Raw genomic sequence first — 22,070 nt, 5'->3', positions numbered from 1 at the left:
TTCTTTGTAGTTTTTAGAAAAAGGTACGAGGTGATTTAGTGATACGATTAGCAGAAGAGGTTGATGCAGAAGCAATTATGGATATTAGAAAAGAAATTATATTATCGAAAACTACTACAAAGTTTTTTATAGTATCTCCAAAGAAATTACCAAATGATATGAATGCAGAAAGAGAAAAGATACGGAAAAGTCATGAGAAAGGTAATCTTTACATAGTTTATGAAGTAGATAAAAAAGTGGTTGGCTTTTTACTTTTCAATCGATATGAATTAGACCGCTTACGACATGCAGGCACAATGGGAATGGGAATTAAAGAGGCGTACTGTAATCAGGGCATTGGTACGAAGCTAATTGAATTTCTTATTCGTTGGGCTAAAGAGCAGAAAGGCTTAGAGAAAATTTGCTTAGGCGTAGTTTCTATTAATGATAGGGCAATTAAGGTGTATAAACGTATGGGATTTGTAGAGGAAGGCAGACAAAGAAAGCAAATTAAATATGAAGATGGATCATATGGAGATGATGTATTGATGGGGTTTTATATTGAATAAAATAAAGGAGTTTTCTATTGATAGCAAGTGGGATTTTATAAGTAATTGTATAAGCGGTGCATATGTTAGTGAAGAGACTGCCAATATTGGCAGTCTCTTTTTAGTGGAAATGTTAACACTTAGAAAACCTTAAGTTCCAATCTTTCTTTCTGACGAAGATGATGTGCAAAATGCATAGAAATAAGTTGAAACCATTCTGCTGCATGTAAGTAACCAAGCCCAGGATGTTCGACTTTACAATCACTTGGGATAGAAGAAAGTGTTGGCTCAATGTCTTTAACAATTGTAATTAATTCTAGAAGCTGTTTCTGTATGTCTTCTTTATTAGAGGGATTTTCAGGTGTATATCCAGGATGATTTGGTACTTTGATTTGTATATCCGGGAAAGCACCAAGTTTATATACTTTTTCACCCATGTCCGTTTTCTTGTTAGTTGCTGATGGTGTTTCAGTTTTACATTTCGCAATTGCATCTAACTGCATATATGTAGAGGCAATTAAATGACTATACATTTGACCGAGGGACCATTCTTCGCTAGACGGTTTCGTCCTAAATTGTTCTATAGAGTACCTTTCTAATTCCTCTATGTAATACGTTGCTAATTCCTCAAATTTCTTCATATTGTTAACCCCTTTTTATAAAAATGTATTTGCTAATACCTAATATAAAGGATGGCTACTGACAACATTATGTCAGTAGTGAAATTAAAGTTTTAACATTTTTTTTGCTTCATCACGGATTTTCTCAGAAAGAATTTTTGGCTCAAGTACTTGCACTTGGCTCCCCCAGCTAAATACCCATTGAAATACTTCGTCTATGTTTCTTGATTTCAAAAAAACGTGAAAACTGTTATCTCTATGCTCGTATGAATCTATAAAAAAGTAGCGGGACTCAATAATCTTATGTGCAATATGAGATGGAAACAATAAATGAACCGTAACAGTCCGATTGCTTTCAGGTTTATAGTTTTGTAAAGAAAAATCTTTCGGCTTTGTAAAGAATTCTTGTTCTTGCTGTAATGTATCCATTCGATCTAAACGAAAATTGCGTATTTGTTTTCGAAGTAAACAGTGGGCAACGATGTACCAAATTCCTGAAATATTGACTAAGCCATAAGGATGAACGGTCCGCTTTATTTTTGTAGTTTCTCTCGGTTTCCGATAAGAAAAAGAGATAGCTTGTTCTTTTTGAATAGATTCTTGCAATAGAAGAAGTTGATTTTCTAGTTTTTCTTGTTCAGATTGCTGATGTGAAAATATAGGAGAAAGGAAACGAAAAGTTTCTCGTAATTCCTGGGCTTTCTTTTGTTGATCAGCAGGGAGAACAATTTCAAGTTTCTCTTTTGCTGATCGTGCATGTACAGAAAAAGAAGAAGTGAAAGTTTTCTCGATATAATCACCGCCTAGTAAAAGAGTAACAGCCTCTTCAGGCGTAAGCTGAATGGGGGGCAAGAAATAACCATCCATTAATGAATAACCGTGACCAGGCATTGAATAAATAGGAACACCCGATTCGTTAAGTGCATCCATATCTCGATAAATCGTTCTTATACTTGTCTCAAATTTTTCCGCTAAGCTTTGTGCTGTAACAGTTTGTCTTCTTTGTAATTCAATTAATATAGCTAATAAACGATCGGTCCGATTCATGAAATATCTCCTTTTATCTTTAATAAATATGCCTCCTGTAAACTTCTAAAAGTAATATAAAATCCCCTCCCATTAACATACTTTTCCCTATGTATAATATTAATATAGTAAAATCATAAGAAGCCGTATTGCAGTTTCCAATAATATACTATATAATCAATTTAAGAAAACGTTTTCATGCAAAGGGGGAGAATTTCGTGTCGACTATAGAGGACGTGGCGAAATTAGCGGGGTTATCAAGGACAACGGTTTCTAGGGTGATTAATAATCATCCATATGTTTCAGATGAGAAGAAAAAAAGGGTTCAATTAGCAATGAAGCATTTAGGCTTTGTTCCTAATTCTGCGGCGAGAAGGCTTCGTAAACAAAAAACGGAAACAATTGCGGTGCTAGTTCCAAGGATTACAAATCCTTTCTTCAGTAGATTTATTGAAGCAATCGAGATTGCTGCTTCTGAACATAAATATAAACTGATTATTTGTCAAACAAGATATTTACCGGAAAAAGAGATGGAGTATTTACAATTATTATCTACGAAACAAGTAGATGGGATTATTCTATGTTCACTAGAAAATCCGTGGGAAGATGTAGAGCCGTACTTACAACACGGTCCAATCGTGTTATGTAATGAATATATTGAGGAAGCAAATATTCCAACAGTGAAGTTTGATCATGCGCAAGGAGCATACATAGCTGCTAAGCATGTGTTAGAACAAGGATATCGTAATCTTATTTTTTGCCGTGGTAACGAAACCAAAGTGGTTAGCCAACAGCGAAAAATGGGCTTTTTACGTGCCATAACGGAGAAGAGCCGCCAAGTAGAAGCGATTGATTTTCTTGAAAACGCTTTCTCTTGGGAAGATGGAAAACGAATATTCCATGAAGTATTAAAGGACAAAAAAAATCCTACCGCGATTTTGGCAGGAGGCGATGAGGTAGCAGCTGGAATTATTTCAGAGGCGAAACGCCATGACTGGAGCATTCCAGATGATCTCGCTGTTATCGGTTTTGATAATCAAATTTTATCACAGATTACAGAGCCAGGTATTACGACAATTGAACAGCCAATCGATGAGATGGCCCGAAAAGTTGTCGACCTGATGATGGATAAAATCCATACGAAAAATTATCGAAAAAAAGAATTGTATGAGTTTGAACTGGAGCTCTTGGTGAAAGGTTCAACGATGAAGGATACGATGTTATTAGCCTAGTAGACTATGTCTGCTAGGTTTTTTTCTGTTCACAAACTACTATTCTTCGTGAACGCAGTCATCACATTTGTTATGGTATGCTTCGTGTTGCTCATCAATTTCTTTCCCACAGTGCGCACAAGTTTTCGTCGGTAAATTTCTGAAAAACTCCATTGGTTGATCGATCATGTCAATCCCTCCATTTCCATTTCTTACTATCATTGTATTAGTACAAAAAACAAAAGTCAACAACTGTTTTATAACAAAATTGAAAATTAATGAAAAAGTTTAGGAAATGGATTATAGTTAACAATGTAGAATGTAAGTGAAACATGCATTTCTACTCGGTTTTAGAAAGGATGGATACATATGAAAATGACTGTTGTCGGCTTTTGGGGCGGCTTTCCAGAAGCGGGAGAAGCAACGTCGGGATATTTGTTTGAACACGATGGTTTTCGTTTACTTGTAGACTGTGGTAGTGGTGTACTAGCACAGCTTCAAAAATATATAACACCATCTGATATAGATGCAGTTGTACTTTCGCACTATCATCACGATCATGTTGCAGACATTGGGGTATTGCAATATGCGAGACTAATTACGAGTGCGACAAAGGGACAACTACCGGAACTACCAATATACGGTCATACGTTTGATGAGAGTGGATTCCAGTCTTTAACGCATGAACCGCATACGAAAGGAATCGCGTACAATCCAGAAGAAACACTTCAAGTTGGACCGTTCTCGATTTCATTCTTAAAAACTGTTCATCCTGTTACATGCTTTGCGATGCGTATTACAGCAGGTAATGACGCTGTAGTATATAGCGCAGATTCCAGTTATATTCCTGAATTTATTCCATTCACAAAAGATGCTGATCTTTTCATTTGTGAGTGTAATATGTATGCACATCAAGAGGCTGCAAAAGCAGGGCATATGAATAGTACAGAAGTAGCAAGTATTGCGAAAGATGCGAATGTAAAAGAACTTTTATTAACGCACTTACCGCATACAGGCAATCCAGCTGATTTAGTAACAGAAGCAAAACAAATTTTCAGTGGCCATATTACGCTAGCGCATAGTGGCTACGTATGGAACTCATGAGGTGATACGATGTTATTTATTGATAATAAAGGGATTACAGATCCTAGAATAAACTTAGCGATTGAAGAATATTGTGTGAAGAATTTAGATATTAACGAAACATATTTACTTTTCTACATTAATGAACCTTCGATTATCATTGGTAAAAACCAAAACACAGTAGAAGAAATTAATGCAGATTACGTAAAAGAAAAAGGTATTCATGTCGTTCGTCGTCTATCAGGCGGAGGCGCAGTATATCATGATTTAGGAAACTTAAACTTCAGTTTTATTACGAAAGATGATGGAGACAGTTTCAGCAACTTCAAAAAATTCACAGAGCCTGTAACGAAAGCGCTTGGTAAATTAGGCGTAAATGCAGAACTAAGTGGTCGTAACGACATTTTAGCTGAAGGCAGAAAAATTTCAGGTAACGCGCAGTTCTCAACGAAAGGTCGTATGTTCAGTCACGGTACGTTACTATTTGACTCTGAAATCGATCACGTCGTATCAGCACTGAAAGTAAAAATGGATAAGATCCAATCCAAAGGAATTAAATCAATCCGTAGCCGCGTTGCGAACATTACAGAGTTCCTAAACGAAGAAATGACGACAGAAGAGTTTAGACAACTTCTTCTAGAAACAATTTTCGAAGGAGAAACAGAAATTCCAACGTATGAATTAACAGAAGAGGATTGGAAAGAAATCCATAAACTTTCTGAAGAGCGCTACCGCAATTGGGATTGGAACTACGGAAAATCTCCGAAGTTCAACTTACAACATTCACACCGCTTCCCAGTTGGACAAGTTGACGTTCGTCTTGAAGTGAAAAAAGGAACAGTAACAGAATGTAAAATTTACGGTGACTTCTTCGGTTCACTAGATGTGCATGACATTGAAGAACGTCTAACAGGCGTACAATTTGATAAAGATGCATTCACTGCAGCTTTAGAAGGCGTAGATATCGCACGTTACTTTGGTAATATTACAACAGAAGATTTCTTACATTTGTTCTTCTAAAAATAAGGGAGGCTACCGTAACTGGCAGCCTCTTTCTTTTTGCGTAGATTGTCACGTTTTGTCGGTAAGTCGATATATTTTAAAAATCGCTGATATATTTCGAGTTGCGGTCGATATATTTGGAAAATCGCCGATATATTTCGAGTTGCGCTGATATATCTGAAAAATCGCCGATATAATTTTATATACGATAAAATCACAGGACATCTGCCTCTTATAAAAGAATATACATATTCAAAAGGAGGCGGATCGAAATGAAAAGAGTAATGTACGTTGTATTATTGCTCAGCTTCGTTATTGGAATAGCAGCTTGTAACGATGAAACGTCCTCAAGTCGCATACTTTTATCGATTGGAAAACCAGCGAAAGATAATGTTATATATTTTACGCATACAGATAACAGACGAAAGATACAGGAAATACAAGACATGTTTCAAAATAAGAAGTGGAAAAGAAATGAAACATTCAGCACTGTTAATAAGACACCAGATGTCGTCTTTTCAATAGATGAAGACAATGCAGGGTTACCGGCACTATATGTTACGGTGTATTTTCATGAAGATGGAGCGGACGCGATTAACTTGTTTGGAGAGCATACGACGTTAAATAAAGAGGAACTTACTAAACTTAGAGAAAAGATGAGTGCATATTATCCTAAAATGATTTTTGGTCTAGTTTCATAAATTACTTGCAAATGAAATTCCCTTATCCTTCCAAAGTAAATGAAGAGGAGGTGATCTGTTTATATGCAGTTAATGGAATAACACTTGCCACTTTAATTTTCTTTTAATATAATTAATTTAGAATTTTTAAATATTCTAAATTTTATAAAGGTGGGGTTTGTGTGAATCTCGTTCAATCTTTGGCTGAAACGGCGAAAAAGAAGGGGGATAAACCGGCTTATATATTTATGGATCAGTCGGTCTCATATGACCAATTAAACAAAATGGTCACAAGGTTTTCTAGCAATTTAGCAGAAATGGGCATTGGAAAAGGGGACAATGTTGCATTAGTTGTTGGAAATTCACCACATTTTTTGGTCGGTTTATACGGAACAATGAAAGCGGGAGCAACTGTTATTCCAGTTAATCCAATTTATACAGCAGACGAAATGCATTACATTTTACAAAATGGAGATGTAAAAACAATTATCGTACTCGACGTCCTTCTACCTGTTATACAATCTCTTACAACAAGACTTCCTTCACTTGAAAACATCATCATATGCGAAACCTCATCAGATTTTAACCATACAGAAACCGAAAAAATGAAAACGTTTACTAGAATGATAGGGGCTGGAGATGTAACTTACGAAGGCCCAGAACTAGATGAAGAAGATGTAGCGGTTATTTTATACACTTCGGGCACAACTGGAAAACCGAAAGGCGCTATGTTAACGCATAAAAATTTATATAGTAATGCGAGCGATGTGGCGTCGTATTTACAATATACGGCTGATGATCGCGTCGTTGCAGCACTGCCAATGTTCCACGTATTCTGTTTAACAGTGGCGGTCAATGCACCGATTGTGAACGGGGCAACGATTTTAATGTTACCGAAATTTAGCCCGAAAGAAGTATTCCGTATTTGTCGCACGTATGAACCGACGATTTTTGCCGGTGTACCGACAATGTACAATTATTTATATTTATTCGAAGAAGCGAGCGCAGAAGATGTGAAGACGCTTCGTCTTTGTATTTCAGGTGGTGCTTCAATGCCTGTTGCTCTTCTGCAAAACTTTGAAAAACGTTTTGACGTTATCGTTTCAGAAGGATACGGTTTATCAGAAGCATCACCAGTTACTTGTTTCAACCCGCTAGATCGCCCGCGTAAGCCAGGGTCAATCGGTACAAATATTTGGCATGTAGAAAATAAAATTGTAAATGAACTTGGGGAAGAAGTACCTGTTGGTGCAGTTGGGGAATTAATTGTTCGCGGGCCTAACGTTATGAAAGGATATTATAACGCACCAGAAGATACAGCTGCGACATTGAAAGATGGATGGCTGTATACAGGAGACTTAGCGAAAATGGATGAAGAAGGTTACTTCTATATCGTTGATCGCAAAAAGGATATCGTCTTAGTTGGCGGTTATAACGTATATCCTCGTGAAGTAGAGGAAGTATTGTACATGCACGAATCAGTGGCGGAAGTTGTTGTAATCGGTGTTCCTGATGAAAACTTAGGAGAAGCAGTGCGAGCGTACGTCGTTCTGAAACAAACGAACGTAACAGAAGAAGAACTTATGCATTACTGTGCGTTACATTTAGCAAAATATAAAGTACCAAAGAGTATTGAATTTTTAACAGAACTGCCGAAGAATACGACAGGCAAGTTGCTGAGAAGAGCTTTGAGAGAAAAAGCGATGCAAGTTTAAATATAGGGGCAACCATCTTTATGAAGATGGTTGCCTTTCTATTTTTTAGCATTGGTTAAGCTATGGTGCCATATATTTAAACCGTAATATGACTAATAAGGAGGAGATATAAGTGGAACAGAAGGAATTACGTTTGCGGCGAGTACAATATCTTATTTGTGACATTATGGATGAAATGAATACGGAAAGTGAGAAGAAAAACCTAGAGGTTTTGCAGCAAGTCATTGATCATCTTTCAGGAGCGATAGGTGATTTAGTTGATCCATCAAGCTCTTATTCTATTGATTATTTAGAACGAAAAGTTCATACGGCGCATTATTTACTTTTTAATAACGAGCGGAAGGCGTACTTATGTAGAAAATAATAGTATTATTTTTATTTGACATTGATAATCATTATCGATATGATGGTTATGTTGGATATATTTATATAAAGGGAGATGTCATATTGATAATGATTAAGAAAAAATATATGAATGCATTTGTTATAGCAGCAACGTTAGCAGTTCCATTTAGCGGTATGATGGCACCGATTGCGAAAGCAGAAGCGGTAGTAGAAATGAAAGCAGCTAGCAAATTAGCAGATGGCACGTATGACGTTATTTTAAAGACTTATAAAGATCAAACGAATGATACATCTGTTGCGTCTACATATTTAAAAAATGCAAAAGTAACGATTCAAGGTGATAAAAAAATCGTTACGTTAACAGTTCAAGATAGTAGCTATTTCCAGTATCTTAGAGTAGAAGATACGAATAAAGTAGGGACATTCCATGATGTAAAAGTAATTTCCGAAGATAAAGCAAATAACGGTACGAAAGTTGTTCAATTTGAAATTGATGAGTTTTCGAAAAAATATAATATGCAAATGCATATATTAATTCCAGCAATTAAATATGATCATACATATCAAGTACAGTTTGAAATCGATGCGAGTGCAATTGAACAGAAGCCTAAATTCTCTGACGTACCAGCATGGGCACAAGAATCAGTTCAATATTTAGTAGATAAAGAAGCAGTACACGGTAAGCCAGATGGTACATTTGCACCAGCTGAAAATATTGATCGTAGTTCCGCTGCAAAAATAGTAGCAACTGTTTTAGGATTAGAAATTAAGAAAGATGCAAAGCCATCATTCCCTGATGCACAAAATCACTGGGCAACGCCGTATATTGCTGCTGTTGAAAAAGCAGGTATTGTAAAAGGTGATGAGAAGGGAAACTTTAATCCGGGCGGGTTAATTAACCGTGCATCAATGGCTTCTATGTTAGTAAATGCATATAAATTAGAAAGAAATGAAAATATAAAACTACCGAAAGAATTTGCTGACTTAAACAATCATTGGGGTGCGAAGTATGCCAATATTTTAATCCAAGAAAAGATTTCAATTGGAACAGATAATGGCTGGGCTCCAAATAAAGCGGTAAGTCGTGCGGAAGCAGCACAATTTATTGCGAAGGCGGATAAGTTGAAGAAATAAATGAAATAGAATGAGAAATGAAGGCGCACAACGTTCACTTTTGTGAATGGATTGTGTGCTTTTTTGTTGTGGGTTTCATTAATGGGATAGAGGTAGATAAAGTATTGCCTCTTTGGATAAGGGGGAATACTTTATTTTAATTTAGAAGAGAGAATAAAGGAAAAGTTTGGTTTGATAATATTCGTTTACTAGAAGGGAACGCTCTTATTAAAAACGAGTACGACAACGATGGCAATGTTGTTGCGACGTATGATGAAGAAGGACAGAAGAATACATTCACATACGATGCATCAGGAAATAAAAAGAGCGAAACCGATGAAAAAGGAAATACAAAACTATATGATTACAACAAAGATAATCTATTAACGAAGGTTACCTTGAAAAACGGTACTTCTGTAAGCTATCGTTATGATCATAATGGAAATACAACAGAGAAATCTGTCATGTTTGGTGGGAAAACACAAACACACAAATATGAATATGATGTAGATAATAAAAACACAGTGTATATCGATGCGTTGAACCGTCGTATTGAAAATACGTACGATGAAAATGCAAACAAGATTAAAACGAAAATGCCAAACGGTTCTATCTTAGAATCTGTATATGATACTGCAGATCGCGTCATTGGTGAAAAGCGAAATGGAAAAGATTCATTTACATTTGAACGCGATCAAAATGGACAAGTTACGAAAGTAAAAGACCATGTTAACGGTGTAGAACGCACGAAAACATACGACAAGGCTGACCGCGTTACAAGCGCAACAGATAGCCGAGGCGGAAAAATTGACTGGGCATATCATGACAAAGCAAACAGTAAGACAGAAAAATTAAAAGAACAAACAGTAACGCAAGGCGGATACACAAATAAAGTATCGTATGACTACAACACGTTAGATCAAAATGTTCGTGTGACAGATGGCTCGCAAACATATCGATTTGATTATGACGATCAAGGAAATGTTCGTACGTACACAGCTGGAAATGGTTCAGGTTCTACATTTAACTATGACCATGCGAACAAAATTAAAGATTTAGTAGTAGGTACATCAAACAGTATTCTACTTTCTGAACGATATGAATATGACCAAGCGGGTAACCGTACGAAGATTAAACATGAAGGTGCGGGCGGAAAAGTAACAGAAACAAACTTTGTATATGACCCGATTAACCAACTATTAAATGAAGCATTACCAAACGGAACAACTAAATCATACACATATGATGGATTTGGAAACCGTACAAGTGTGAAAGTTGTAGAGAATGGAAAAGAAACAAAGTCTATAGCGGCAACATTCAATGAAGGAAATCAGCTTGTAAAATTCGGAAATGAATCGTTAACGTATGATGCGAATGGTAATCGTACATCAGATGGAAAGTACAAGTATACATGGAATGAAGACGACCAAATTGTAGCTATCACCAAACAAGGTGAAAGCGATGCATTCGCAACATACAAATATGATGATGATGATCGTCGTATTGAAAAGAATATAGATGGCAAAGTAACACGTTACTTCTATGATGGAGATAGTATTAATCCATTATATGAAACAGATGGAAGTGGAAAAGTTCTTCGTCATTATGTGTATTCAGCAGATGGTGTACGCTTAGCGATGAAATCAAAAGGACAAACGCTGTACTATCACTATAACCCTCGTGGTGATGTCATTGCGATGACAGATCAAAATAGAGAAGTTGTAGCAACGTATGAATATGATTCGTGGGGTAACGTATTAAAGAGTGACGCAAAAGGTATCGCAGCAGACAATCCATTTGGGTATGCAGGATACATGTATGATAAAGAGATTGGTATGTATTACTTGATTGCGAGATACTATAATCCGGAGCATGGTGTGTTCTTATCGGTGGATCCTGATCCGGGTGATGAAGATGATCCGATTACGATGAATGGGTATACGTATGGTGATAATAACCCTATAATGAACATTGATCCAGATGGGCATTTAGCATGGTTTGTTCCAATTGCTATACATGGGGCTAGAATAGCTGCTCCTCATGTAGGTCGCTATGTAGTGAAAATGGCAGGAAAAAAACTAGCTAAACGTTATGTAAAGCAACCATTAAAATATAAAGGTAATATAGGAAAGCCTAGAATTAATGTAACATATAATAAGCCCTCAATTAAGGATGGACCCAAAAATGGTATAACGTATTATTTTAAAAATAAAAAATTAGAACAAAAAAGATATTATGATGCAAAGGGAAGATCATGGAAAGATATAGATTATTCAAATCATGGAAATCCTAAAGCGCATCCTGTTGTACCACATAAACATTATTGGAAATGGAAAAACGATAAACCAAAAAGATCTACATGGTATTCGTTAAGAAAGAAATGGTGAGTGATAACATGCGTTTTTATGTAGAAGGAGATATATGTCATTTAGATGAGGTATTATTACCTTTAGATTCAGAAATCAAAAAATATGATTGGTTTTTTACTGATATGGAGGCACATGTATTCAAAAAATCTGAAGAAATAGAAGAGGAGGACGGAGCAGGTACTATATTTGAAAAAGGTTATTTATATATAACTGGTGAAGAACTGTATGATTTTTTTAAAAAATACGGGGTACTAATTATTTTCGGAGTAGTAATTGCGGTAGAAAAAACAAATACGGATGTGTTAAAAAATCCGCCTGATCCACCAATTATTCAAGATAATGAACGTTATTGGGAAAGGGATTATTTTTTGACTATCCCTGATTCTGTTATGGAATTTGGTTTTTTTGATAGTACTTGCTTGATTTTTGCAAGTACTAATGAATCAATTATACAGAAATTTAAGGACCAATTCCCAACAGCTATTTCATACTCAGATTACCTAGAATTAGAATAATATAAATTTTTGAGAGATGTTGATAATTAATCATGGTTTTCATAGGATTGAAACTTAAAAGCAGTTATCCAAATGTAGTATTATATATAGAAGGTGAATTATAAAAGCATTAGTGAAATTTAAGAGGAAATCCATGGAGTTTGGGAGAGATGTATATAATGGGTTATTATCCCCATAGGCTTGGTACTTCGTATTGATGTAGCAAACGGTCCCATTTTTATTGCGAATGAAGAGTTATCATATGGTGTAGAAGAATTAGAGGGTGAAAAATAAATTAAGAAACGATTAGCTGAAAGAAGAGTCCAGAACGACTCTTCTTTCTTTTTAGTCTAGAAGTTCGGAAACGAATCGTTAACATATGATGCGAATGGCAATATAAAAAGATTTTAGCATATAAAAAGAAAAATAATGGAAAGCGTCCTCCACTAAATAAAAGTGACTATTAAAAGGGTGAGTGATTATGAGTTTTTTTTTAGTGGTGAATTAGAAGGGGATATTGCTGAGGAATTTATAAATATAATTTCAGAAATCGGTAGTGAACTTGAAGGATTAAATAGTAATGATTATGGTAGTGAAGTAGAAGAAATAGCTATAATCCCTATAGTAGCTAAAATAACTCCGGAATATGAAGATGCGGGCTTTTTTAAAGAAAGAAAGCTCTTTAAAAGGAAGAGTAAAGAAGCAGATTTTAGATTAAGGATTGACTATGAAACATTTTTATCTGCAGATTATGCTACGAGAAAAATATTGATAATTAGAAATATTATTCAATCTATTAGAATATTAGGGGAAAAGGCTAAGTCTGATTTTAATGCAATAAAGTTAGAGAAAGATATTTTACAAATTTTTGATATCAACGGGAGTATATAGTAGGGCATTTTACAGATGAATATTATGTAGTATCTTTACGTTCGGAAAAAATGAGTGTTTTTTTGCTATGCCGAAGAGCGTGTTATGGGTAGAATAAACCTGCAAAACATGAGGTTCCTACTTTTTTTGTAACCTTTATGTTTAGAAATAATAAGAGGGTTTTATTATTAGAAGAAAATAGTTTCAATGAAAAACAGTTAGAGTGTTATAGGAGAGAATAAATGGAATCAGTACTATTCAATGAATTAAATTATACGTTACAAATCGGGAGAATTCGTATGTTTATACCGGATTTTAGTTCAAAAGAATATATCATTTTTGAGGATTTAGCCGGGCTTTTAGATTTAGAGACAAATTATGATGCAATGGTTTTCATACGAAATCAAGTTAAAGAAGCGGGAATAAAAGGTAAAGTCCGTTTTGATTCAGAGAGCGATTGTGTAGAGATATATTCAACAAATGGAAAGACAATGTTACAAGTTGCGATTTTGGTGAATAAGCTTATAGACGAAGAATTTACATTTGAGAATAAAAGAGAGTATGAGCAGTTCATAGGATCTTGGAAACGACCTAAAAAACAAAAATGGAAAGTTGGGGATGTATTTTCTATCTCTTTACCAAATGAAACATATTTTTTCGGACAAATTGTTGAATTGATGGAAGACGTGTTTCCTTTATGTGTTATATTTGATTTGCATTTGAAAACAGTGCCTACTAAAGAGGATATCGATAATGCTAACATTTTAACAGCTTTGATGCTTAATGGAATGGTATTTGACGATTATACTCTTAAGGTTATTTTTGAAATGGAAATAATGGGAGAAATCAATGAAAACACTAGGAGAAATCCAGTTCGAAATGTGACTTGGTCTACTTCTCATTTAATAGATTTCTGCATGGAATACAAGTTAGAAGAGAAACAAAAGTTTGTAGAAGAGATATCCGCTAATAAAAATTTTGTAATTGAGTATAACTGAACGATAACAACTGTTATCCGTATTATAAAGTGGAGGCAAATGTATGAATAAATTAGGATTTAGAGTTATTCGCGGAGAAGAGGGATATAGCCATTATTTTGGTGGAGAAACTTGGAAAGTTCCTATATGTCCGCAATGTAATGAACAAGTGCATCAAATATTTACCTTTGATTTGAATGATTCTAGATTAGAGGAACTTAAGACAGAAGAATTAAGAGAGTTGCCATTAATCACTTGCTTAAATTGTTCCTTATATGAAGATATACAAAATTTCAAAATAAATATAATGGAACGTTCTATACATACCATTACTCAAAGTGAGATGTTTGATTGGAAGTATGAATTAATTGATAAGATACCAGTTCCTTTGCCGAAATATGATATGAAATTAGTAACGATGGAGAATTATGATGTCCCTTGTGATGAAGATGAAAATGACCAAGCTTTAGATGCTATGGGAAGAGATTATATTTGTAGAATACTTGGAGCCCCCCTATACATAGAAGATTCTATAGAGGCAACGTGTCCTTGTTGCTCGAAAAGTATGAACTATGTGGCTATGTTGACCGGAGAAGATTATGGGAATGAAGGGGGACTTACAGGAGGAATAACGTTTCAAATAGGAGAGAGTTTTTTATATTTCTATCTATGTAAAGAATGTCTAATCATACAAACTTCCATGCAGAGCACTTGAGTTTGTTCTGCATGGAAGTTTTATTTGATTGAGAAGAGAGCGCACCATTTATAAATGTAGAAAAAGAATAAGGGATAATAGAACTTTTATCAATGGTTTGAGTTACGTTAGGATGTATAAAAGAGGTGGTATCAATGTTGAAACGAGAACCTTCAAAGCTCATAATAGAAGGAAATCAACTTTACATACCTTGGGTGCATTGTATCATACAGGATAACTGTAAGGTGAAGTATATAAAATAATAATTGAGAGTAAGCGTTAAACTTATTAATATTAAGGGAGTTTGACGCTTATTTTTTATGTTTAGAATCAATGAGAGGGTTTTTATCTATATGAAAGATATCGTATGTAAAGAGTTAACCAGTTTTAAGTCTATTGTTGAAGCTTATCAATTTAGAAAAATGAACGTGGACTATAAACAAAATATAATTTTATTAGTACAAGATCATCAGGATCGCCCTTGTATTATTTATTTGGATAAAAATAATGGGAGTATAAGTAATATTAATTTAAATGTAGATATAGATGTTGAATCTGTGATACGTATGCAACGAATCGGAGAGAGATGGCTATTTATATTTAATTATGAAGGTGAGAATGCAGTTATTTATAATCCAGACGGAAGTGAATATTGTAAGTTTTATGCCGGAGAAGGGATTCAAGATTGTCAGGTTGATGTGAATGAAGATATTTGGGTTAGTTATTGTGATGAAGGGATTTTTGGAGAGTGCCCAATTGGAGCAAATGGTATAGTTGCTTTTGATTCTACAGGTCAATTAATTTTTGATAGTTATGATCAATATGTAGAAAAATATAATATACCTTATATAGATGATTGTTATGCAATAAATGTGTTAGATGGAGACGTTTGGCTCTATTATTATTCCGAATTTCCTTTAGTTCAAATGAAAGATAAAAAAATTCATATGTCTTGGAATGAAATAAATGTAATTAAGGAAATACGGTCGGAAAGTTTTGCGGTTGCTCAGGACAAAGTAGTATTTATTACGCAAGATGAAAAGTTGGTTGTTTATGATTTAAATAATAATCATGTGTATGATATGAATCTTCGTAATGAACTTGGAGAACCGATTCAATTTGGTACTTATTATAGCCGCGGATCTGTTATGTATTTTCAGATGGATGATAGGCTGTATTATGTTGATACAATTAATATATGAGATGATAAAAAAGCGCACTCAACAATCTGGGTGCGCTTTTTCATAACCGTTATACATTCCTCCTCATCAACTCCCCAACTTGCGTCGCAACACACTCAACATCACTATCAATTTCGTTTAATACGTAAGATTCCAAAATGCCCATTACAGCCGTTCCTAAAAATTTTAAAATGATGTGTTTATCGATGTTTTTATTTATTGATGCGTTTGTGTTTAACTTTTTCTCTATTTCACCCATGATGAAAGTTAATAACTTTTTTTGAAACGATAATGTGCTGTTACTTTTAAATAACGCCGCGAAAAATGGTTTGTGTTCTTTGAAGTATTCAAACCATATGATCGTTCCTTCTATAAACCCTTTGTTTTGTTTCTCATAGCATATTTCTTTTAATTGGTCTAAATGATCGTCCACAATTTTATCTAATAAATTGTACTTATCTAGATAGTGTAAGTAAAAGGTTTTTCGCCCGATGTTTGCTTTTTCGGTAATGTTTTTTACTGTAATTTCGTCGAAACCATCTGTAATTAACATTTCTATAAATGCCGATTGAATGGCGTTTTGTGATTTTATAATTCTTCGATCGATTTTCTCCATATGGTGTTCCTCCGTTGTTGATACACATATTTCGTTATGTGTGTATTATCACCCAAATGTGTAAATGTGGTCATTGAAACAAGGTGCTACTCATTTTATTATAAATATACACGTGAGTAATAACTCTCACAAGTGTAAAATTAAAAATAAGATAAAGGTGGTTTTATATATGGCAGTTACGAAGAAAAATGTACGGTTTTATGCAAGAGGTTTACAAGTTGCAGGTATTTTGAACATTCCTGAAGATGCTGAGGAAAAGAAACAAAATCCAGCGATTGTTTGTGTGCATCCAGGTAGTAGCTGTAAAGATCAAACAGCAGGATTGTATGCCGAGAAGTTAGCGGAACAAGGATATGTAACGCTTGCGTTTGATGCATCATATCAAGGTGAAAGTGAAGGTGCACCGAGATATATGGAAGAGCCAGCTACGCGAGTTGAGGATATTCGCTCAGCAGTAGATTATGTAACGACTCTACCTTATATAGATGAAGAACGTATCGGTGTGTTAGGTGTTTGTGCAGGCGGTGGTTATGCGGTAAATGCTGCGATGACAGAGCGCCGCATTAAAGCGGTTGGCACAGTTGTTGGTGCAAATATCGGTCGTTTAAATCGTGAGTCTAACCCGATTGGTGTGTTAGAGGCAATTGGTAAACAACGTACTGCTGAAGCGCGCGGAGCAGAGGTAATGATTACAAATTGGATTCCTAAAAATCAGGAAGAGTTAGCGGTAGCAGGTATGACAGATATAGATATTGTAGAAGCAGTTGAGTATTACACAACGCCGCGAGGTCAAAGTGTGAACTCGCCAAATAAGTTAAACTTTACGAGTATGGGATCGGTAATTGGTTTTGATGCGTTCCATTTAGCAGATACGTTATTAACGCAGCCGCTGCAAATTATTGTCGGCAGTAAACAAGGTGCATTCGGTTCTTATAAAGATGGTCATGAGCTTTATAAGAAAGCAGCTTCAGAGAAGAAAGACTTACTTGTTTTGGAAGGTGCGAGTCACTACGATTTATATGATCAACCAGAACCAGTAAAAATTGCAGTTGAAAAATTAACAAGTTTCTATAACGAAAATCTGTAAAAGGAATGTTGTTTTGAATTGCACCTCTAATTGTTAGATTTGCGTCTAGCAATTAGGGGTTTTTATTGTGAAGATTGAAGTGCTTAATATTTACGCTATAAGTGCATAACAAGATATAATAGAAGAAATGAATAAGGAGGCTAGTTGTGAAGAATCTTCGTTATCTCAATATATTTACGATATTAATTATATACACACTACTTATGCTCTACATAGGCTGGAACGGCTGGGTTTGGCTTCATGCGGTATTTGGCTGGGAGTCTTGGGGATATTACGCTTTCATAGTTGGCTTCATTTCGTATGCGTACATTCTCGTGCAAGTGTTTAAGTTTTTGCCATTTCTACGAACGATAGGTTCAATTTGGTTTGCGGTTATACAATACGCGCTTATGTTATTGCCGTTAGCTAATATTACAGTCTTTCTTTTACAGTTTGTAGTAGAGAAAGAAGCGGCAATTATTTGGACAGGGGCGGTTGTGTTAGCTGCATTTATTTTTATCTTTGCGTACGGAGTATTTAATGCATATAGCCCAGTAGTAAGAAAGTATGAGGTGCACATTCCAAAAAAAGTAGAGGGACGTAAAAGCTTACGCATTGCGATGGCTTCTGATATGCATTTCGGTAAATTGTCTGGCGTTTCACATTTGAAAAGGCTTGTTCGTCATGTAAATGAAATGGAGCCGGATATTATTTTACTGCCAGGAGATATTATCGATGATCATCCAGGTGTGTTCATTCAAAAAAATATGGGACATATTATGAAACAAATGACAGCTCCACTAGGCGTATATGGTGTGTTAGGAAATCACGAATATTACGGACAAGCAGTTCCAGAATTCCTGCAAGAGATGGATAAGATCGATATTCGTATTTTGTTAGATGAAGTGATCACTATTGAAGATGCCTTTTATCTCGTTGGAAGAAGAGATAAAACAGAGCGAGATCGTCAAAGCTTTGAAAAACTTATGAGTACAGTAGATAAATCCATGCCAGTTATTGCAATGGATCATCAGCCATTCGAGTTAAAACAAGCAGCGGATGCTGGCGTAGATTTACTATTATCCGGTCACACGCACCGCGGACAAATGGCACCAAATCATATTGTAACGAGAAGAATGTACGAACTAGACTGGGGCTACGCACAAAAAGGTGCATTTCACGCAATTGTTTCTTCAGGCTTCGGATTTTGGGGACCGCCGCTTAGACTTGGAAGTAGGTCGGAGATTGTGCAGGTGGAGGTTACGTTTGAATAAGTTTATGTAATAGGGAGCTAATGGCTCTCTATTTTTACAAATAAAAAAGGCTCCGTATAAGGAGCACTCAATAAAAATAAATGAATTAAAACAAATAACAGACATGTATAATATACAATATTCATAATTTAAAATCAATATATTTGAATTTAATATTTTTTTGGTGTCGATTTCATAAAAGAGTTACGATTATAAGATAAAGGGGGATTATAAGTGATCTTATCAGATGTGCTATACGGAGAATTTGAAGTGGATCCAGTAGTAGAAGAATTAATTGTAAGTAAGTCTGTGCAAAGGTTAAAAGGTATTCATCAAACTGGCGCAAGCTACTTAATAAATGAGGAATGGAATGTAACGCGCTTTGATCATTCAGTTGGTGTTATGTTGTTAATTAAGAAACTCGGTGGCTCAGTAGAGGAACAAATTGCTGGTTTACTGCACGACGTATCGCATACTGCTTTTTCTCATGTGATTGATTATGTTTTTGATAACAAAAATGAAAGTTATCATGAAGAAATATTTAGTGCTGTTGTGAAAAATTCAGAAATTCCAGCGATTCTTTCAAAGTATGGTTATAACTATGAAGAGATTTTGTTAGATGATTCGAAGTGGACATTACTGGAAAGGTCAGCGCCAGAATTATGCGCAGATCGAGTGGATTATACGTTACGAGATATGTATACATACGGGTATATTTCTTTAGAAGAAGCTCACAGTTTTTTAGAAGATGTAATTGAAGTAAACGGACAAATGGTCCTTCAAAATATCGAAATAGCAGAGTGGTTTACAGAAACGTATTACAAAGAAGTCATCGATTTCTTTATGCAACCAATGAATATTTATGGAAATGATATGTTAGCAAAAACGCTAAAGTTAGCTCTACACAAAAAGGTTATTCATGCAGATGATTTTCTTCTTGAAGATGATGAGCTAATTTCGAAATTGCAGCAATGTAGTGATTCAGAAGTACATGCTTTAGTAAGCAAAGTTCATCCGAATGTAAAGGTAAAAGAAGATAAAAACGATTATGATTTGTATCAGAAAAATAAAGTACGTCTTATTGATCCACCGTTACTTTGTGAGGGGGAAGTCGTTCCATCGTCTGTTGTGTCAGAAAACATAAGACAGATGAGTGATAGCGCTTATGAAAAAGCGGTGAGAGGGATGTATGTGAAAGTGATTTCGGATGAATAGAAAGAAGGTATCATCACATAAGATGATACCTTCTTTTTATTCATCTAATATTTTCCACTCATTTCCCCAATCCTTCATCGCGTCAAAAATAGGACGGAGTGTTTCGCCTTTTTTTGTTAGTGAATATTCTACGTGAGGTGGCATAGTTGAGTAGATTGTTCTCTTTATAATATTTTCTTGTTCAAGTTCTTTTAAGCGAAGAGATAGAGTGCGTGGGCTAATACCGTTTAGGCATCTTTCAAGCTCAGCAAAACGTTTAGGACCATAGAACAAATCTCTTAAAATTAAGAAAGTCCACTTTCCACCTATTACAGACATTGTTTTTTCAATGGGGCATTTTAATAAAATTTTTTCATTTATATTTTCCATATAAAGGCTCCTTACTATATAAAAGTATAGGTACTATATAAAAAATCAGTACTTTTATAATTAAAGTACTTTATTTATTATAGTCCTAAAGGGATATATAGGTAAATTACTAATTTTTGAAAGGGGAGTAAGCAAGTGAATGGAGTAGCTAGCAGAAATTTAGATGTTCAAACAGAAGAGAAATCAGGTATTATCATTTTAATCGCTTTGGCAATGGGATTTATTATGGCAACATTAGACGTAACAGTAGTAAATGTTGCAGTGGTGAATATTCAAGAAACATTAGGACTAACATTATATAGTTCGACATGGATTGTTGACGGATATATTCTATCTTTTGCGGCATTATTATTAGCTGGAGGGGCGCTGGCCAATCGATTTGGAGCAAAAAGAATATATTTAATTGGTTTAATTATTTTTGTATTCGCCTCTCTTTTATGTACGGTTGCTACAACGGGGAACGCTCTTGTTATTGGGCGGATAATTCAAGGCGTTGGAGCGGCTTTATTTATGCCAAGTTCACTTAGTTTATTAGTAGTATCGTTTCCGGATGAAAAGAAGAGAGCTAAAATGTTTGGGATATGGTCCGCAATTGTCTCCATTGCTTCTGGTACGGGCCCTTTTATTGGTGGCCTTTTAGTAAATACATTTGGCTGGCGGAGCATTTTTATTATAAACCTTCCAATTGGGATGATTGGTATTTTAATGGCCCTTGTAATTATTCCAAACATTTTACCGAAAAAGGAGAAAATAAACGTATTAAATCATTTAATCGGTATAATTGCAATAACATTATTGGCGTTTACTCTAATTGAAGGGCCAAGTTACGGATGGTCCTCGCCTCAAATTTTAGGCGGAGTAGTGGGGACAGTATTAACTACTATTCTCTTTGTTTATGCAGAACGAAAATCAAAAAACTCAGTTGTACCAAGAGTGTTGTTCCAAAACGAGACATTTATCTCGGCGAATATAGTTGGATTTCTAATAAACTTTGCGTTATTTGGCGGCATATTTATGTTTGGACTTTTTTTACAAAAAGCATATGGAGCAAGCCCATTTGTAGCAGGATTACAACTATTGCCGATGATGAGCGTATTTGTTATTGGGAATGTATTATTTGCAAAAATGGTGAGTAAGTTTAGCTCAAAATCGTTACTATTCATAGCGTTATTTATAGCTAGTATAGGGTCTTTATTATTAATGCTTCTAGTAAATAATGTGAGTTATTTAGGAATTGCAATCATTTATAGTGTTGTTAATCTTGGAATCGGTATAGCAGTACCTGCCATGACTACAATTGTAATGAAATCTGCTGGTCGTGAGAATGGGAATATGGCTGGAGCAACTTTAAATGTAAATCGTCAAATTGGTGCATTAGTCGGTATAGCAATTATGGGAATCATTTTAAATGAATCATCCAATTGGTACAGAGGGGCAAGCTACAGCTTTTTAGTTATTGGGCTTTCCTATTTATGTGCAGTATTTTTAGTTTGGAAGTTTGTGGAGAGGGAATAAAAAAGTAGAGCATCTAGGAGTGAACTGCACCCCAATTGTTAGACACAGTCTAACAATTGGAGGTGCAGTTTTTCTATGGCTAAATTTACAGCTGATGAAAAAATACAAATCGTTCTACGTTATTTGAAC

22 protein-coding genes and 1 pseudogene are annotated in these 22,070 nt (G+C 35.1%); 18 read left to right on the top strand and 5 right to left on the bottom strand.

The features are described from left to right. Positions 1-38 precede the first annotated feature (38 nt). The gene (locus tag ACTFNE_RS22650; protein ID WP_270705529.1) at positions 39-548 is read left to right on the top strand and encodes a GNAT family N-acetyltransferase; all 510 of its coding nucleotides are present in this window, start codon (positions 39-41) and stop codon (positions 546-548) included. Between the two features lie 119 nt (positions 549-667). Here the strand turns inward: ACTFNE_RS22650 and ACTFNE_RS22645 are convergent, their stop codons facing one another. Both ACTFNE_RS22645 and ACTFNE_RS22640 read right to left on the bottom strand, forming a co-directional pair. Further along, positions 668-1,168: a DinB family protein gene (locus ACTFNE_RS22645; RefSeq protein WP_270705530.1), complete on the bottom strand. Its 501-nt coding sequence runs from the start codon at positions 1,166-1,168 to the stop codon at positions 668-670. Between the two features lie 84 nt (positions 1,169-1,252). Beyond that, positions 1,253-2,194, bottom strand: coding sequence for a helix-turn-helix transcriptional regulator (locus ACTFNE_RS22640; RefSeq protein WP_001082268.1), 942 nt, complete (start codon positions 2,192-2,194; stop codon positions 1,253-1,255). A gap of 197 nt (positions 2,195-2,391) precedes the next feature. On the opposite strand from ACTFNE_RS22640, the gene ACTFNE_RS22635 reads away from it, so the two are divergent. Next, positions 2,392-3,405, top strand: coding sequence for a LacI family DNA-binding transcriptional regulator (locus tag ACTFNE_RS22635; RefSeq protein WP_000103718.1), 1,014 nt, complete (start codon positions 2,392-2,394; stop codon positions 3,403-3,405). 39 nt (positions 3,406-3,444) lie between these two features. Here ACTFNE_RS22635 and yhfH read toward each other — a convergent pair whose 3' ends face one another. Further along, positions 3,445-3,573 (bottom strand): protein YhfH, encoded by a 129-nt coding sequence (yhfH, locus tag ACTFNE_RS22630; RefSeq protein ID WP_000567010.1) that lies wholly within the window; start codon positions 3,571-3,573, stop codon positions 3,445-3,447. Positions 3,574-3,753: 180 nt separating this feature from the next. Between yhfH and ACTFNE_RS22625 the strand changes: the two genes are divergently transcribed. The 12 genes and pseudogenes from ACTFNE_RS22625 (at position 3,754) to ACTFNE_RS22570 (ending at position 15,928) form a co-directional block, all read left to right on the top strand. Continuing rightward, positions 3,754-4,488 carry an MBL fold metallo-hydrolase gene (locus tag ACTFNE_RS22625; RefSeq protein WP_000784663.1) on the top strand — a complete coding sequence of 245 codons (735 nt, stop codon included), beginning with the start codon at positions 3,754-3,756 and terminating at the stop codon, positions 4,486-4,488. Positions 4,489-4,497: 9 nt separating this feature from the next. Continuing rightward, positions 4,498-5,487, top strand: a complete 990-nt coding sequence (locus tag ACTFNE_RS22620) for a lipoate--protein ligase (protein WP_000897258.1) — start codon at positions 4,498-4,500, stop codon at positions 5,485-5,487. Between the two features lie 254 nt (positions 5,488-5,741). Further along, positions 5,742-6,170 (top strand): hypothetical protein, encoded by a 429-nt coding sequence (locus ACTFNE_RS22615; protein ID WP_000832616.1) that lies wholly within the window; start codon positions 5,742-5,744, stop codon positions 6,168-6,170. A gap of 161 nt (positions 6,171-6,331) precedes the next feature. Then, positions 6,332-7,864: a fatty acid--CoA ligase family protein gene (locus ACTFNE_RS22610; RefSeq protein WP_270705531.1), complete on the top strand. Its 1,533-nt coding sequence runs from the start codon at positions 6,332-6,334 to the stop codon at positions 7,862-7,864. Between the two features lie 112 nt (positions 7,865-7,976). Then, the gene (locus ACTFNE_RS22605; protein WP_061131511.1) at positions 7,977-8,228 is read left to right on the top strand and encodes a hypothetical protein; all 252 of its coding nucleotides are present in this window, start codon (positions 7,977-7,979) and stop codon (positions 8,226-8,228) included. 89 nt (positions 8,229-8,317) lie between these two features. Next, positions 8,318-9,343, top strand: a complete 1,026-nt coding sequence (locus tag ACTFNE_RS22600; RefSeq protein WP_229136452.1) for an S-layer homology domain-containing protein — start codon at positions 8,318-8,320, stop codon at positions 9,341-9,343. A gap of 17 nt (positions 9,344-9,360) precedes the next feature. Further along, a pseudogene (locus tag ACTFNE_RS22595) lies at positions 9,361-11,709 on the top strand (RHS repeat domain-containing protein). Further along, a complete protein-coding gene (locus ACTFNE_RS22590; RefSeq protein ID WP_254796433.1) occupies positions 11,682-12,206 on the top strand; it encodes a hypothetical protein in 525 nt (174 codons plus the stop codon). The pseudogene ACTFNE_RS22595 and the gene ACTFNE_RS22590 overlap by 28 nt, the downstream one beginning before the upstream one ends. A 450-nt stretch (positions 12,207-12,656) precedes the next feature. Further along, positions 12,657-13,076, top strand: coding sequence for an Imm44 family immunity protein (locus ACTFNE_RS22585; RefSeq protein WP_046198634.1), 420 nt, complete (start codon positions 12,657-12,659; stop codon positions 13,074-13,076). Between the two features lie 221 nt (positions 13,077-13,297). Beyond that, positions 13,298-14,053, top strand: coding sequence for an Imm26 family immunity protein (locus ACTFNE_RS22580; protein WP_270705532.1), 756 nt, complete (start codon positions 13,298-13,300; stop codon positions 14,051-14,053). A 43-nt stretch (positions 14,054-14,096) separates the two neighbouring features. Continuing rightward, entirely contained in the window at positions 14,097-14,747 is a 651-nt protein-coding gene (locus tag ACTFNE_RS22575) for a hypothetical protein (protein WP_270705534.1), read from the top strand. A gap of 332 nt (positions 14,748-15,079) precedes the next feature. Beyond that, positions 15,080-15,928, top strand: a complete 849-nt coding sequence (locus ACTFNE_RS22570; RefSeq protein ID WP_270705535.1) for a hypothetical protein — start codon at positions 15,080-15,082, stop codon at positions 15,926-15,928. Between the two features lie 49 nt (positions 15,929-15,977). Here the strand turns inward: ACTFNE_RS22570 and ACTFNE_RS22565 are convergent, their stop codons facing one another. Beyond that, on the bottom strand, positions 15,978-16,523 hold the full coding sequence (locus tag ACTFNE_RS22565; RefSeq protein WP_270705536.1) for a TetR/AcrR family transcriptional regulator: 546 nt from the start codon (positions 16,521-16,523) through the stop codon (positions 15,978-15,980). A 169-nt stretch (positions 16,524-16,692) separates the two neighbouring features. Here ACTFNE_RS22565 and ACTFNE_RS22560 point away from each other — a divergent pair, with 169 nt between their 5' ends. From ACTFNE_RS22560 to ACTFNE_RS22550, 3 genes are all read left to right on the top strand, one after another. After that, positions 16,693-17,610 (top strand): alpha/beta hydrolase, encoded by a 918-nt coding sequence (locus ACTFNE_RS22560; protein WP_270705537.1) that lies wholly within the window; start codon positions 16,693-16,695, stop codon positions 17,608-17,610. Positions 17,611-17,756: 146 nt separating this feature from the next. Next, positions 17,757-18,863 carry a metallophosphoesterase gene (locus ACTFNE_RS22555; RefSeq protein WP_270705538.1) on the top strand — a complete coding sequence of 369 codons (1,107 nt, stop codon included), beginning with the start codon at positions 17,757-17,759 and terminating at the stop codon, positions 18,861-18,863. A 213-nt stretch (positions 18,864-19,076) separates the two neighbouring features. Next, the gene (locus ACTFNE_RS22550; protein ID WP_270705539.1) at positions 19,077-20,057 is read left to right on the top strand and encodes an HD domain-containing protein; all 981 of its coding nucleotides are present in this window, start codon (positions 19,077-19,079) and stop codon (positions 20,055-20,057) included. 36 nt (positions 20,058-20,093) lie between these two features. On the opposite strand, the gene ACTFNE_RS22545 is transcribed toward ACTFNE_RS22550, so the two are convergent. Beyond that, entirely contained in the window at positions 20,094-20,426 is a 333-nt protein-coding gene (locus ACTFNE_RS22545) for a winged helix-turn-helix transcriptional regulator (protein ID WP_046198629.1), read from the bottom strand. 135 nt (positions 20,427-20,561) lie between these two features. Between ACTFNE_RS22545 and ACTFNE_RS22540 the strand changes: the two genes are divergently transcribed. Then, positions 20,562-21,941 (top strand): MFS transporter, encoded by a 1,380-nt coding sequence (locus ACTFNE_RS22540; protein WP_101219594.1) that lies wholly within the window; start codon positions 20,562-20,564, stop codon positions 21,939-21,941. Positions 21,942-22,070: the final 129 nt, after the last annotated feature.

This window comes from Bacillus cereus group sp. MYBKT111-2 (assembly GCF_051915205.1).
GTDB lineage: Bacteria > Bacillota > Bacilli > Bacillales > Bacillaceae_G > Bacillus_A > Bacillus_A paranthracis.
This window is presented reverse-complemented; position numbering and strand designations above follow the sequence as displayed.